Source organism: Pseudomonas sp. PDM16, assembly GCF_014851865.1.
Taxonomy (GTDB): Bacteria; Pseudomonadota; Gammaproteobacteria; order Pseudomonadales; family Pseudomonadaceae; genus Aquipseudomonas.
Map to the genome: position 1 here is coordinate 987069 of NZ_JACVAM010000002.1, position 13795 is coordinate 1000863.

A 13795-nucleotide genomic window follows, 5' to 3' on the forward strand; every position below is an offset into this window, starting at 1 on the left:
GTCGACCATGTCGGAGTTTCAGCTCGTCACCCGCTTCAAGCCTGCCGGCGACCAGCCGGAGGCCATCCGCCAGATGGTCGAAGGCCTGGAGGCCGGCCTGTCGCACCAGACCCTGCTGGGGGTGACCGGTTCGGGCAAGACCTTCAGCATCGCCAACGTGATTTCCAAGGTACAGCGCCCGACCCTTGTTTTGGCGCCGAACAAGACCCTGGCCGCGCAGTTGTATGGCGAGTTCAAGAGTTTCTTCCCCAACAACTCGGTCGAGTACTTCGTTTCCTACTACGACTACTACCAGCCGGAGGCCTATGTGCCGGCCTCCGACACCTTCATCGAGAAGGATTCCTCGATCAACGACCACATCGAGCAGATGCGTTTGTCGGCGACCAAGGCGCTGATCGAACGGCCGGATGCGATCGTGGTGGCCACCGTTTCCTCCATCTATGGCCTGGGTAGCCCGGAGGAGTACCTGAAGATGGTTCTCCACGTGGACCGCGGTGACAAGATGGACCAGCGTGCGTTGCTGCGCCGCCTGGCCGACCTGCAGTACACCCGCAACGACATGGATTTCGCCCGCGCCACCTTTCGCGTGCGTGGCGATGTGATCGACGTGTTCCCGGCCGAATCGGACCTGGAGGCGATCCGCGTCGAGCTGTTCGACGATGAGGTGGAGAGCCTGTCGGCCTTCGATCCGCTGACCGGCGAAGTGATCAAGAAGCTGCCGCGCTTCACCTTCTATCCCAAGAGCCACTACGTGACGCCGCGCGAGACGCTGCTTGGTGCGGTGGAAAACATCAAGGCCGAGCTCAAGGAGCGCCTGGACTATCTGCGCACCAACAACAAGCTGGTCGAGGCGCAGCGGCTGGAGCAGCGTACCCGCTTCGACCTGGAGATGATCCTCGAACTGGGCTACTGCAACGGCATCGAAAACTACTCGCGCTACCTTTCCGGGCGCGCCCCAGGCGAGCCGCCGCCCACGCTGTACGACTACCTGCCGCCGGAGTCGCTGCTGGTGATCGACGAATCCCACGTCACCGTTCCGCAGATCGGCGCCATGTACAAGGGCGACCGCTCGCGCAAGGAAACCCTGGTGGAGTACGGCTTCCGCCTGCCTTCGGCCTTGGATAACCGACCGATGCGCTTCGAGGAGTGGGAGGCTGCCAGCCCGCAGACCATCTTCGTTTCCGCCACCCCGGGCAACTACGAGGGCGAGCATGCTGGGCGGGTCATCGAGCAGGTAGTGCGGCCCACCGGCCTGGTCGACCCGGAAGTGGAGGTGCGCCCGGCGCGCACCCAGGTCGACGACCTGCTCTCGGAGATCCGCAAGCGCGTGGCGGTCGAGCAGCGCGTGCTGGTCACCACCCTGACCAAGCGCATGGCCGAGGATCTCACCGACTACCTGGCCGACCACGACGTCAAGGTGCGCTACCTGCACTCGGATATCGACACGGTGGAGCGGGTGGAGATCATCCGCGACCTGCGTACCGGCGCTTTCGACGTGCTGGTGGGCATCAACCTGCTGCGCGAGGGCCTGGACATGCCCGAGGTGTCGCTGGTGGCCATCCTAGACGCGGACAAGGAAGGCTTCCTGCGCAGTGAGCGCTCGCTGATCCAGACCATCGGCCGCGCCGCACGCAACCTGCACGGCAAGGCGATTCTCTATGCCGATCGCATGACCGGCTCGATGGAGAGGGCGATCGGCGAGACCGAACGCCGTCGCGAGAAGCAGCTGGCCTTCAACGCCGCCAACGGCATCGTGCCGAAAGGGGTGACCAAGGACATTAAGGACATCCTTGAGGGAGCGGTGGTGCCCGGTGCGCGCAGCAACAAGCGCAAGGCTGCGGCCAAGGCGGCGGAGGAGAGCGCCCGCTACGAGGCCGAACTGTGCTCGCCGAGCGAGATCACCAAGCGCATCCGCCAGTTGGAAGAGAAGATGTACCAGTTGGCCCGCGACCTGGAGTTCGAGGCTGCTGCGCAGATGCGCGACGAGATCCAGAAGCTGCGTGATCGCCTGCTACAGGTTTGATCGGTTGTCGGGCGTGTAGTCTCAGCGCCGACCAAAGATGATCAACGATACCCCTATCAGCGTGGTCGCGCAGGCCAGACCGGCGGAAAGCGACAGGTGCTCGTCTAGGATCAGGTAGCCCAGTAGCAGTGCGACCACCGGATTGACGAAGGCGAATGTCGATACCAGGCTCGGCTTCACCTCGCGCAGCAGCCAGAAATAGGCTGGGTACACGCCGAGGCTCACCGGTAGCACCAAATAGGCCAGCCACAGCCAGCCACCGTTGCTCAGCTCGCTCAGATGCAGCGCGTGCCAGTCTCCATGCCAAAGACCGAATCCGGCCAGCACTAGCGCGCCGACCAGCATCTGCAGGCCAAGACCGGTTGCTGGTGATCGCAGCGGCGGGCGCTGGCGCAGCCACCAAGCGCCGATTGCCCAGAGCAGGGTGGCCAGCAGCACCAAGGCACCGGAGAACCATTGCTGCAGCCCGGCGCCTTCTCCCAAACCGTCGCCCATCAGCAGTACGATGCCAGCGCTGGCGATGGCCAGGCCGAGCAGCACCCACAGCGGTGGGCGCTCGTCCAGCAACCATTCCAGGGCCACGCTCCACAGCGGCAGGGTGGTATAGAGCATCGCCAGCATGCCGGTGGGCAGATGCCGGTTGGCATAGATCAGCGCGCCCTGGCCGACCGCGATCAACAGAACACCACCGATCAGCGCAGCGCCCCAGTCGCTGCGCTGCACCTTCAGCCCTCCGCGCAACGTTACCCAGAGCATCGCCAGCAAGCCGGCCAGACCGAAGCGCAGGGTACCGATAATGAACGGCGGCAGTTCGCGTAGGAGGAAGTGGTTGGCCAGGTAAGTGGTGCCCCAGCCTACGTAGATGACCAGGAAGGCACCTATCAACAGGAAGGATCGATAACGCGAGGCAGGCATGTTGAAACCAGAAGCAGGAGGTGGCGGGCTTAGTGCGCCGCGCCACCGGTAGCGCCGGCGGGCAGGGCGCGGGTCAGCAGCACGGCGATCATGCTGATGGCCAGGGCCAGGCCGACGAAATGGAAGGCGTCATTGTAGGCCATGATCATTGCCTGCTGGTGGGCGATCTCGCTGAGCTTGCCGAGCGCCGCCTGTGAGCTGCCGAGTTGCTCGGTGAGCAGTGCCAGGCGCTCGTCCACCTGCGGGTTGCCCGGTACCAGGGCTTCGCGCAGGTAGTCGAAGTAGACCTTGGCGCGGCTGTCGAGCAGGGTGGCGAGCAGGGCGATGCCGATGGCGCCGCCGAGGTTGCGCAGGATGTTGAACAGGCTCGAGGCGGAGCCGGCGTCCTGCGGCTGGATGTAGGCAGTGGCGATCAGCGAGATGGTCACCATGATCATCGGCTGGCCCAGGGCGCGGATGAGCTGGATATGGTTGAACTGCTCGCCGGCGAAATCCGGGTTGAGTACACCAGAGAAGAAGCTGGATGCGCCGAACAGGGCAAAGCCTCCGGCGCACAGCCACTTCGGTGAAATCACCTTCATCAGCTTGGGCACCAGCGGGATGATGAACAGTTGCGGCAGGCCCATCCACATGATCACTTCGCCGATCTGCAGGGCGTTGTAGCCCTGGATCTGCGCCAGGTACAGCGGCAGCAGATAGATCGAGCCGTATAGGCCCAGGCCCATGCCCAGGCTGGAGATACTGGTGAGACCGAAATTGCGCTCGCGCAGGATGCGCAGGTTGATCAGCGGGTTGTCTCGCGACAGCTGCAGGATGACGAACAGGATCAGGCTGACCACCGCCACGCTGCCCAGGCCGACGATCAGCTGCGACTCCAGCCAGTCCTTGCGATGACCTTCCTCGAGGAACACCTGCAGGCAGCCCAGGCCCATGCCGAGAGTGACGATGCCGGCGTAGTCGGTGCTCTTTAGTAGCTCCCAGTGCGGTGCCTTCTTCTCCAGGCCGTACATCAGGCCGGCGATCATCAGCAGGCCCGGCGGCACATTGATATAGAAGATATATTCCCAGCCCCAGTTTTCCGTCAGCCAGCCGCCCAGGGTCGGGCCGATGGAGGGCGCGAAGGTGGCGGTGATGGCGAACAGCGCCATGCCCTTGGCTCGGTGATGCTCGGGCAGCTTGATCAGGGTCATGGTGAACGCCAGGGGAATCAGAGCTCCGCCGGTGAAGCCCTGCAGTGCGCGGAACACGATCATGCTCTCCAGGTTCCAGGCGAAGGAGCAGAGCAGCGAAGAGGCAAGGAAGCCCAGCGAGACCCACACCGCCAGGCGGCGCGCCGAGAGCAACTGCACCAGCCAGGCGGTGAGTGGGATCATGATGATCTCGGCCACCAGGTACGAGGTGGATATCCACGAGCCCTCTTCCAGCGTGGCCGACAGGGCGCCCTGGATGTCCTTCAGCGAGGAGTTGGTGATCTGGATGTCCAGCACCGCCATGAACGCGCCGAGCATGGCGCTCATCACCGCGATCCAGTCGCGCCGGGTCGGTTCGCCGACAGGGCGCAGCAGGCTGTCAGCCGCCATGCTGGGCTTCGCTGGAGATATCGACCTTCACTTCCACCGACATGCCGGGGCGGATCTTGCCCTTCAGCGGGTTGTCCGCGGCGAAGGTCAGTTTCACCGGAATGCGCTGCACCACCTTGGTGAAGTTACCGGTGGCGTTATCCGGTGGCAGCAGGCTGAACTGAGCGCCGGAGGCGGCGAATAGGCTGTCGATGCGAGCTTCGATGGGGGTGTCCGGGTAGGCGTCGAAAGTCAGTTCGGCACTCTGGCCGGCCTGCATCTTGCTAATCTGGGTTTCCTTGAAATTGGCCTGTACCCAGATGTCGTCGCTCGGCACGATCGACAGCAGGTACGCGCCGGCTTGCACCACCTGGCCGGCCTTGGCGGAGCGCTGGCCAATAGTGCCGCTGATGGGGGCATGGATTTCGGTGCGGGTCAGGTTCAGCTCGGCCTGGGCGATTTCGGTCTTGGCGTTGGCGATCTGCGCCTGCAGGCGCTTGATGTCGGCGCTCAGGGCGTCTACCTGCAGACGCTGGGCGCTGAGGTCGGCTTCGGCCTTGGACAGCTGCGAGCGGGCCACGCGGCTGTCGGCGGAGAGTGTGGTGACACGCTCTTCGGAGACGTAGCCTGGCTTGCGCAGGGTCTGGGCGCGGGACAGGTCGATCTGGGTGCGGCTGAGGTTGGCTTGCCCTGCGGAGACATCGGCCTGGCTGGCGGCGATCAGGCTGCCTTGTTGATCGAGCCGGCTCTGGGCCTGGGCCAGTTCGGCCACGCGGGTGGCCAGGGCGGCGCGGGCGCGTTCCAGGGCCAGCTGGAAGTCGGCGGTTTCCAGGGTCAGCAGTAGCTGTCCCTTTTCCACTTGCTGGTTGTCGGTGACCAGCACTCGCTCAATGCGCGCGCCGAGCTGACTGGAAACGCGGGTGATCTCGCCCTGCACATAGGCGTTGTCCGTGTCCTCGTGAAAGCGCCCGACCAGTAGCCAGTGACCGAATAGACACAGTGCGATCAGAGCGACGAGGGCGACGAAGATGGACAGGCGGCGTTGCAATTGGGCAGGCATGAGGGGGCTCGAACGGCGGGCGTAAGTGTAAGCAAATCTAACAGTGTTGCTGCCAATGCTGTAGCCGGTAGAATTCGCAAACTTTGTTGCCTGTGAGGAACAATCGTGGGGCTTGATGACGCTTTGATCTTCACTCGCGTGGTGGAATGCCACAGCTTCACCCAGGCTGCGCAGAGCCTGAGCATGCAGAAGTCGACGGTCAGCCGGCGCATCGCTCTGCTCGAGGAGCGCCTCGGTGTGCGCCTGCTCAATCGCACCACCCGTAAGCTGCGGCTGACCGAGGTGGGGCAGGCCTATTACGAGCGCTGCCGGCAGATCATGCTCGACTTCGCCGAGGCCGAGCAGGCGGTGATGCAGTTGCAGCAGGAGCCTTCGGGCCTGCTGCGCATCACGGCGCCCATCGAGTTCGGTCAGTTCTTTCTCGGTAGCGTGCTAGGTCACTTCATGCGCCAGTACCCGCAGATCAGTGCGGAAGTAGAGCTGACCTCGCGGGACGTGGATCCGCTGGAAGAGGGTGTCGATATCGCCATCCAGGTTGGCCAGCCGCGCGACTCCACGCTGATCGCCCGTAAGCTGCTGGAGAGCCGGCGGAGGCTGTGCGCCAGCCCCGAATACCTGGCACAGCATGGCGCGCCACGCTCCATTGAGGAGCTGGTCGGTCACCGGGCGATCCTGTTGCCTCAGGACTCACCGCGGTACTGGCCGCTGGTCGGCGAGCAGGTGTCCTGTCAGCGTGTGCTGTCATGCAACAACATCACTCTGGCACGCGAAGCGGCACTGGCCGGTGCCGGTATTGCCGGGCTGCCGGTGATGATTTCCGAAGAGGCGCTGGGCAACGGTCGCCTGGTCGAGCTGTTGCCGGATGCCCGCCTGCCGGTGGGTGAGCTATATGCCGTCTACCCGTCGCGGCGCTTCCAGGCGATGAAGGTCAAGGCTTTCCTCGACTTCCTCATGTCCAGCCTGCGCCAGACTGCGCTGCTGGAGCCGGCGGTGGCCGGCCTGATAACATCGCGCCCTTGATCCATCCTTCCTGCTTCCGAGACTTGTCATGACCAAAGTCCGCACCCGCATTGCGCCGTCGCCTACCGGTGATCCGCACGTCGGCACCGCCTACATCGCCCTGTTCAACCTGTGCTTCGCCCGCCAGCACGGCGGCGAGTTCATCCTGCGCATCGAAGACACCGACCAGTTGCGTTCGACTCGCGAGTCCGAGCAGCAGATCTTCGACGCCCTGCGCTGGCTGGGCATCGAGTGGAACGAAGGCCCGGACGTCGGTGGCCCGCATGGCCCGTACCGGCAGAGCGAGCGTGGTGCGATCTACAAGAAGTACTCGGACGAGCTGGTCAGCAAGGGCCATGCGTTCCCCTGCTTCTGCTCCGCCGAACGCCTGGACCAGGTGCGTGCCGAGCAGATGGCGAAGAAGGAAACCCCGCGCTACGACGGCCACTGCATTCATATCGCCCCGGAAGAGGCGCAGAAGCGCATCGACGCCGGCGAATCGCACGTGGTGCGCATGAAGGTGCCGAGCGAAGGCGTCTGCGTGGTGCCGGACATGCTGCGTGGCGACGTGGAGATCCCGTGGGATCGCATGGACATGCAGGTGCTGATGAAGGCCGACGGCCTGCCCACCTACTTCCTGGCCAACGTGGTCGACGACCACCTGATGGAGATCACTCACGTCCTGCGCGGCGAGGAGTGGCTGCCGTCGGCGCCGAAGCTGATCAAACTGTACGAGTACTTCGGCTGGGAGCAGCCCAAGCTCTGCTACATGCCGCTGCTGCGTAACCCGGACAAGTCCAAGCTGTCCAAGCGCAAGAACCCGACCTGCATCACCTTCTATGAGCGCATGGGCTTCATGCCCGAGGCGCTGCTCAACTACCTGGGTCGCATGGGCTGGTCGATGCCGGACGAGCGCGAGAAGTTCTCGCTGGCTGAGATGATCGAGCACTTCGACCTGTCGCGTGTTTCGCTCGGCGGGCCGATCTTCGATATCGAGAAGCTGTCCTGGCTCAACGGCCAGTGGCTACGCGAGCTGCCGGTAGAACAGTTCGCCAAGCGCGTGCAGGACTGGGCCTTCAATTCCCAGTACCTGATGCAGATTGCCCCGCACGTGCAGCAGCGCGTCGAGACCTTCAGCGACATCGCGCCGCTGGGCAGTTTCTTCTTCAGTGGCGGCGTGCAGCTCGATCCTGCGCTGTTGGCGCACAAGAAGCTCTCGCCTGACCAGGTACGCCAGGCCCTGCAGCTGGTGCTGTGGGAGCTGGAGGCGCTGCGTCAGTGGGACAAGGAGAAGATCACCGGCTGCATCCAGTTCGTCTGCGAGGGCCTCGGCCTCAAGCTGCGCGACCTGATGCCGCTGATCTTCCCCGCCATTACCGGCAAGGCCAGCTCGGTCTCGGTGCTGGATGCCATGGAGATCCTTGGCGCCGACCTGTCACGCTTCCGCCTGCGTCAGGCCGTCGAGCTGCTTGGCGGCGTCAGCAATGGCGAGACCAAGGAGTGGAAGAAGCTGCTGGAGGTTTTTCGCGGCTGAGTAGGGGAGGCCGCCAGTCATCGCCTGAGAAGGCGTGGTTTGCTTGGTCTTTGGGGTAAGTGATTGTTCTGCCTCCAGATTTTTTTTGGCCTCGCTGAAAAATTGTGTTGACAGGCAAATACCTCCCCCCTAATATGCGCCCCGTCCAAGCGACGGGGCTATAGCTCAGCTGGGAGAGCGCTTGCATGGCATGCAAGAGGTCGACGGTTCGATCCCGTCTAGCTCCACCAAATTGCCACCGAATGAATTCCAGCGCATTCGGGTAAATGAAGGTTTTGTCCCCTTCGTCTAGTGGCCTAGGACACCGCCCTTTCACGGCGGTAACAGGGGTTCGAGTCCCCTAGGGGACGCCACTTCACGCAGTGCTCGCACTGCACGTCGAGAGACGCAAAATCCGGGGCTATAGCTCAGCTGGGAGAGCGCTTGCATGGCATGCAAGAGGTCGACGGTTCGATCCCGTCTAGCTCCACCAATCACTGACAAGGCCAGCCTAGTGCTGGCCTTGTTCTTCGAAGGTTCTGTCCCCTTCGTCTAGTGGCCTAGGACACCGCCCTTTCACGGCGGTAACAGGGGTTCGAGTCCCCTAGGGGACGCCACTTTCTTTCCGCGTTTTGCGGACTTCAAGGGTCATTCTTCGGAATGGCCCTTTTGTTTTTCAGCCTCCCGAAAAATCACCGACGAGCGGTCGCCATGCCTGCTTGCGGTTTCTTATTACATGCATAATATTAAGTGCGTAATTCTATGGAGGCTGCCATGAGCGACAAGAAGAGCAGAACCCGCGAGCGCATTCTCGATGCTGCCACCGCTGCGCTGATCCAGCGCGGTCCGGTCGAGCCCAGCGTCGGCGAGGTGATGGGCACTGCGGGGCTGACGGTCGGCGGCTTCTACGCCCACTTCCAGAGCAAGGAGGCGCTGATGCTGGAAGCCTTCACGCAATTGCTGGCGCGTCGCCGGCAGATGCTCAAACAGCTCGACGATAGTCTTTCCGCCCAAGATCGCCGCGTTCTGGCCGCAGCCTTCTATCTGTCGCGCAAGCACCGCGACGCGGAAACCGACGCCTGTCCGCTGCCCAGTTCGCTGGGCGAGCTCAGTCGCCTGCCGGAGCCGTTTCGCCTCGTGCTGGTCGAGCATACCGAGCTGATGGTCGCCGAGCTGGCCGGCAGTCCAGAGGACGCGGGCAAGGCGCTGGCCGACCTGGCGCTGATGGTTGGCGGCTTGGCGTTGGCGCGTGCCCTGGGTGATGGCGAGCTGTCCGATCGAGTTCTGCGCGCCGCCAAATCGGCGGTGGTGTGACACAAGCCCGTTGACGGGCCTTTTGCGTGAGGAGAAGCGAGATGAGCAGCATGAGCTGGATTCGTGGTTTCAACGCCACTGTTGGTCGCCTGGCCCCTGATCTGGTGGCCAGCAAGATGCATCGGGCCTTCCTCACGCCGCGTGATCTGCCGCCACGCGACTGGGAGCTGCCGCTGCTGGCCGAGGCCGAGCGCATCACTTTGCGCTTCGGCCTTTCTGCTCTGCGCTGGGGGCAGGGCCCCGCCGTGCTCCTGATGCATGGCTGGGAAGGTCGGCCGACACAGTTTACCGACCTGATCCGCGCTCTGGTGCGTGCCGGTTACGGTGTGGTGGCGCTGGATGGCCCGGCTCACGGCCACTCCCCAGGTCACGAGGCCAACGTCGTGCTGTTTGCCCGCGCACTATTGGAGGCTGCCAGCGAGCTACCGCCGCTGAGGGCAGTGATTGGCCATTCCCTGGGTGGTGCCGGCGCGCTGCTGGCGACTCAGCTGGGGTTGCGCACCGAAGCGCTGGTGACCATCGCTGCGCCGGCACGCATCCTCGGTGCGCTGCGCCGCTTCGCTCACTTCGTTGGTCTGCCCAGGCAGGCGCGAGCACGTTTCGTGCGCATGGTCGAGGAGAGTGCTGGCATGCCGGCTGCGCAGCTCGATGTGGATCGCTATCGCCTCGCTTTCTCTGGTCTGGTGATCCATGCCGAGGATGACCCGATGGTGCCGTTCGCTGAGGCCCGCACCATTCATGATGCTTGGGCGCAGAGCAGGCTGTTGGCGCTGGAGGCGGGTGGGCATAGCAAGTTGTTGGCTGATCCACGCTTGGTGAATGCGATTCTTGAAGTGCTCGGTAGTGCCGACCTGAACGCAGCGGCGGGGCATCGTGTGGGCAGCGCAACGGCTCTGGCGTCCTGATCCGGCGCGGAACGCAAGCCGCTACAGGCTGCTCTAAACCGTTACACTCCCTCCCATGTTCTCGGCGGGCCGGAGTTGTGCTCCGGTCCGGCTCGGCGCCGTCACAGCAGCCAATGCCGTTCGGTGTCTGAATCTCGATGAGGGGGAAATGACATGAGCCTGACAATGGAAGCCGTGTTGCAGCGGGCGCGCCCCGTGCTGCCGGTGTTGGTAATTGAAGATTGTGATCTGGCGGTAGACATGGCCCGCGCGCTGCACGCCGGCGGCGTCAGCGTGCTCGAAGTGACGTTGCGCACGCCCCGCGCGCTGGACGCTCTGGCGGCGATCCGCAAGGAGTTGCCTGAGCTGCTGGTCGGAGCGGGTACGGTGATCCATGCCGAGCAGTTCCAGGAGGCCCGCGACGCTGGGGCTCAGTTCACCGTCAGTCCCGGTTGCACCGAGCGCCTGGCGGCAGCGGCGGAAGACTCCGGGCTGCCATACCTGCCTGCGGTGATGACTCCGTCAGAGGTGCTGTTGGCGCTGGAGTACGGCTATCGCTCGCTCAAGCTGTTCCCGGCCAACGGCAATACCAGCGTGAAGATGCTGAAGAGCTTCAAGGGGCCGTTCACCGGCATTCGCTTCTGTCCGACTGGCGGCATTACCGCGGACAATCTGCTGAGCTTCCTGCGCCTGCCCAACGTAGCCTGCGTTGGCGGTACCTGGATCGCCCCGGACAACCTGATTCGTGCCCGAGCCTGGGACCAGATTACCCAGTTGGCCAGTGAGGCCTGCAATTTGGCGGCCAGTCTGGAGATCAAGCCGTGAGTTGGGATCTGCCACAGCCTTTCGTGATTGATCTGCGCGTCTCCGCCGATGATATCGACGGCCTAGGCCACGCCAACAACGCGGTCTATGTGAGCTGGCTGGAGCGCTGCGCCTGGCGTCACTCGCAGCATCTGGGCCTGGACCTGGCCGAGTACCGCCGCATGGACCGGGCCATGGCCGTTCTGCGTCACGAGATCGACTATCTAGCCAGTGCCTATGAAGGCGAAGAGCTGCAGATGGCCACCTGGATTGTCGAGTCCGACCACAAGCTGAAGATGACCCGGCGTTTCCAGCTGTGGCGTCCGGCGGACGCTTGCACCCTGTTGCGGGCGCAAACCACATTCGTTTGCATCGAGTTGTCCAGCGGCAAGCCCAAGCGTATGCCGCCGGAATTCGTCGAAGGCTATGGCCAGGCGCTGATGGAGCCCTCCTTGCTGGAGCTCTAGTTGAGCAGCGGGGCGAGGAACACTTGTCCCGGCTCGACCATGATCGCGAACTGCCGGGTTTCGCCAGAGCCGAGCAGCACCGACTGCTCAGGGCCTGGGCCGAGCCCTCCGCAGTAACCGTCCGATGAAATGGCTACCGCTATACTGAGCTCACCGCTAGGCAGGTCGAGGCTGGTGCGCTCGCCTGGTCCCAGTTTCGCTACCGCCTGTTGATTGATGTACAGCTCTACGTCGCAGGCGTTTGGCGCATTGTTGTCGCGACTGAATATCAGCCGCCCCGGCGCACCGGGGGCCGGATCGGGTGGCACGACTTGTACGCCTCGCGGCAGGGTATCGGCGGCGTGGGCCAGGCTGCAGGCCAGGCAGAAGGCGATGAATGAGCGCAGCAGCATGACGAGTCCCCCTTTTGTCTCCTGCAGTGTGGACCATCTTGCGCGGCGCGAGTGTCGCCTTAAACTGTGCGCCCCGTTTTCCCGGACTATTCCATGCAAATCGCCCTGGCTCCCATGGAGGGGCTGGTCGACGAGATCCTGCGCGATGTGCTGACCCGTGTCGGCGGTATCGACTGGTGCGTCACCGAGTTCATTCGTGTCAGTGACCGCCTGCTGCCCGAGAGCGCCTACCACAAGTTGGCTCCCGAGCTGGCGAGCGGCGCGCGCACCCACGCCGGCACGCCGATGCGCGTGCAGTTGCTCGGCTCCGATCCGATCTGCCTGGCGGACAATGCGGCCTTTGCCTGCACCTTGGGTGCGCCGGTGATCGACCTCAATTTCGGCTGCCCAGCCAAGACGGTCAACAAGTCGCGTGGTGGCGCCGTGCTGCTCAAGGAGCCGGAACTGCTACACGCTATCCTTCGCGAAGTGCGCCGCGCGGTGCCGACAGAGATTCCGGTCACCGCCAAGATGCGGCTGGGCTTCGACAGTCCGGATGGCGCCCTGGATTGCGCCCGGGCCCTGGTCGAGGGTGGCGCCGCACAACTGGTGGTGCATGCACGGACCAAGGTCGATGGATACAAGCCGCCGGCTCACTGGGAATGGGTGGCGCGGGTGCAGGATGTGGTCAAGGTGCCGGTGTACGCCAATGGCGAGATCTGGACGGTCGAGGACTGGCAGCGTTGCCGTGAAGTCAGCGGCGCCGAGGACATCATGCTCGGCCGTGGCCTGGTCTCGCGCCCCGATCTGGCCCGGCAGATCGCCGTTGCCCGTACTGGTTATGACGTTGTGCCGATGAACTGGGACGAACTGCAGCCGTTGCTCCAGGACTTCTGGCTGCAGGCCCGGCGCAAGCTGGCGCCGCGCTATGCGCCGGGACGCCTAAAACAGTGGCTGGCCATGCTCACCCGCAGCTACCCGGAAGCGGTGGCACTGTTCGCCGAGGTGCGCCGCGAGAACGACTGCGAGCGCATCGACCGTCTGCTCGGCGCGCCCGAGGCGGCGCTGGCTGAAAGCGCCTAGCGCCCGCCGCTGACATCGATAAAGGTCCCGGTGCAGTAGGACGACTGCTCCGAAGCCAGCCACAGAATCGCCTCCGCAACTTCCCGGGCTTCGCCACCGCGCTGCAGCGGTACGCTGCCTTTTAATCGCTCGATACGCCCCGGCTCGCCGCCAGCGGCGTGGATGTCGGTGGCGATCAGGCCGGGGCGCACGGCATTGACGCGAATGCCTTCGCCGGCCACCTCGCGGGCCAGGCCGATGGTCAGGCTGTCCACCGCGCCCTTGGCCGCCGCGTAGTCGATGTATTCGTTGGGCGAGCCGAGGCGGGCGGCCATGGATGAAACGTTGACGATGGCGCCGCCGTCACCGCCATGCTGGCTGGACATGCGCTTGATCGCTTCGCGGCAGCACAGGAAGCTGCCGATCACGTTGGTGGCCAGCACGCGCTGCCAGCGCGCCACATCCATCTGCTCCAGGCGCATCTGTGTTTCCAGCATGCCAGCGTTGTTGATCAGCGCATCCAGTCGGCCGTGGTGCTCGTCCAACTCGGCGAACAGGCGCAGCACGTCCGCTTCCTCGGTGATATCGGCCTGCACTGTGTGCGCCACGCTGCCGTGGGCGGTGATCTCGCGGGCCAGTGCCGCGGCTTCGTCCGCCCGGCTGCGGTAGTTGAGTAGCAGGTGGTAACCGCGCTGCGCCGCCAGGCGAGCAGTGGCAGCACCAATGCCGCGGTTGGCGCCGGTGATTAGCATGACCTTGTTCATCACAACTTCCCCCTTGAAATCGAAATGGCGGCTCCCATCTAAGGGTTGCGGGATGCCGAA

The 13795-nt window shown here is 64.1% G+C and carries 13 protein-coding genes and 4 tRNA genes; 12 read left to right on the plus strand and 5 right to left on the minus strand.

Annotated elements, in window-relative coordinates; translation table 11 throughout:
• Window positions 1-7 precede the first annotated feature (7 nt).
• On the plus strand, window positions 8-2023 hold the full coding sequence (gene uvrB / locus IB234_RS11050) for an excinuclease ABC subunit UvrB (RefSeq protein ID WP_192317432.1): 2016 nt from the start codon (window positions 8-10) through the stop codon (window positions 2021-2023).
• A gap of 21 nt (window positions 2024-2044) precedes the next feature.
• On the opposite strand, the gene IB234_RS11055 is transcribed toward uvrB, so the two are convergent.
• Genes IB234_RS11055 through IB234_RS11065 form a run of 3 tightly spaced genes read right to left on the minus strand, consistent with a single transcriptional unit; the run spans window position 2045 to window position 5557 of the window.
• Window positions 2045-2938, minus strand: coding sequence for an EamA family transporter (locus IB234_RS11055; RefSeq protein WP_192317434.1), 894 nt, complete (start codon window positions 2936-2938; stop codon window positions 2045-2047).
• A gap of 29 nt (window positions 2939-2967) precedes the next feature.
• Window positions 2968-4458 (minus strand): MDR family MFS transporter, encoded by a 1491-nt coding sequence (locus tag IB234_RS11060; RefSeq protein WP_192317816.1) that lies wholly within the window; start codon window positions 4456-4458, stop codon window positions 2968-2970.
• Window positions 4459-4507: 49 nt separating this feature from the next.
• Window positions 4508-5557 carry an HlyD family secretion protein gene (locus IB234_RS11065; protein ID WP_192317436.1) on the minus strand — a complete coding sequence of 350 codons (1050 nt, stop codon included), beginning with the start codon at window positions 5555-5557 and terminating at the stop codon, window positions 4508-4510.
• Between the two features lie 105 nt (window positions 5558-5662).
• On the opposite strand from IB234_RS11065, the gene IB234_RS11070 reads away from it, so the two are divergent.
• The 10 genes from IB234_RS11070 to IB234_RS11115 all read left to right on the plus strand — a co-directional run bounded on the left by IB234_RS11070 (window position 5663) and on the right by IB234_RS11115 (window position 11538).
• Window positions 5663-6577 (plus strand): LysR family transcriptional regulator, encoded by a 915-nt coding sequence (locus IB234_RS11070; RefSeq protein ID WP_192317438.1) that lies wholly within the window; start codon window positions 5663-5665, stop codon window positions 6575-6577.
• Between the two features lie 28 nt (window positions 6578-6605).
• Window positions 6606-8090 (plus strand): glutamate--tRNA ligase, encoded by a 1485-nt coding sequence (gene gltX / locus IB234_RS11075; RefSeq protein ID WP_192317440.1) that lies wholly within the window; start codon window positions 6606-6608, stop codon window positions 8088-8090.
• Window positions 8091-8244: 154 nt separating this feature from the next.
• Window positions 8245-8320, plus strand: a tRNA-Ala gene (locus IB234_RS11080).
• Window positions 8321-8367: 47 nt separating this feature from the next.
• Window positions 8368-8443 (plus strand) — tRNA-Glu (locus IB234_RS11085).
• 43 nt (window positions 8444-8486) lie between these two features.
• A tRNA-Ala gene (locus IB234_RS11090) sits at window positions 8487-8562 on the plus strand.
• Between the two features lie 48 nt (window positions 8563-8610).
• Window positions 8611-8686: transfer RNA gene (locus IB234_RS11095), tRNA-Glu, on the plus strand.
• A gap of 157 nt (window positions 8687-8843) precedes the next feature.
• Window positions 8844-9383, plus strand: coding sequence for a TetR/AcrR family transcriptional regulator (locus IB234_RS11100; protein WP_192317442.1), 540 nt, complete (start codon window positions 8844-8846; stop codon window positions 9381-9383).
• A 41-nt stretch (window positions 9384-9424) separates the two neighbouring features.
• Window positions 9425-10288 carry an alpha/beta fold hydrolase gene (locus IB234_RS11105; RefSeq protein WP_192317445.1) on the plus strand — a complete coding sequence of 288 codons (864 nt, stop codon included), beginning with the start codon at window positions 9425-9427 and terminating at the stop codon, window positions 10286-10288.
• A 153-nt stretch (window positions 10289-10441) separates the two neighbouring features.
• Window positions 10442-11092, plus strand: coding sequence for a bifunctional 4-hydroxy-2-oxoglutarate aldolase/2-dehydro-3-deoxy-phosphogluconate aldolase (locus IB234_RS11110; protein WP_192317447.1), 651 nt, complete (start codon window positions 10442-10444; stop codon window positions 11090-11092).
• On the plus strand, window positions 11089-11538 hold the full coding sequence (locus IB234_RS11115; protein ID WP_192317449.1) for an acyl-CoA thioesterase: 450 nt from the start codon (window positions 11089-11091) through the stop codon (window positions 11536-11538). The genes IB234_RS11110 and IB234_RS11115 overlap by 4 nt, the downstream gene beginning before the upstream one ends.
• On the opposite strand, the gene IB234_RS11120 is transcribed toward IB234_RS11115, so the two are convergent.
• On the minus strand, window positions 11535-11930 hold the full coding sequence (locus tag IB234_RS11120) for a hypothetical protein (protein ID WP_192317451.1): 396 nt from the start codon (window positions 11928-11930) through the stop codon (window positions 11535-11537). The genes IB234_RS11115 and IB234_RS11120 overlap by 4 nt on opposite strands.
• 93 nt (window positions 11931-12023) lie before the next feature.
• On the opposite strand from IB234_RS11120, the gene IB234_RS11125 reads away from it, so the two are divergent.
• The gene (locus IB234_RS11125) at window positions 12024-12992 is read left to right on the plus strand and encodes a tRNA dihydrouridine synthase (RefSeq protein WP_192317453.1); all 969 of its coding nucleotides are present in this window, start codon (window positions 12024-12026) and stop codon (window positions 12990-12992) included.
• On the opposite strand, the gene IB234_RS11130 is transcribed toward IB234_RS11125, so the two are convergent.
• Entirely contained in the window at window positions 12989-13735 is a 747-nt protein-coding gene (locus IB234_RS11130) for an SDR family oxidoreductase (protein WP_192317455.1), read from the minus strand. The genes IB234_RS11125 and IB234_RS11130 overlap by 4 nt on opposite strands.
• Window positions 13736-13795: the final 60 nt, after the last annotated feature.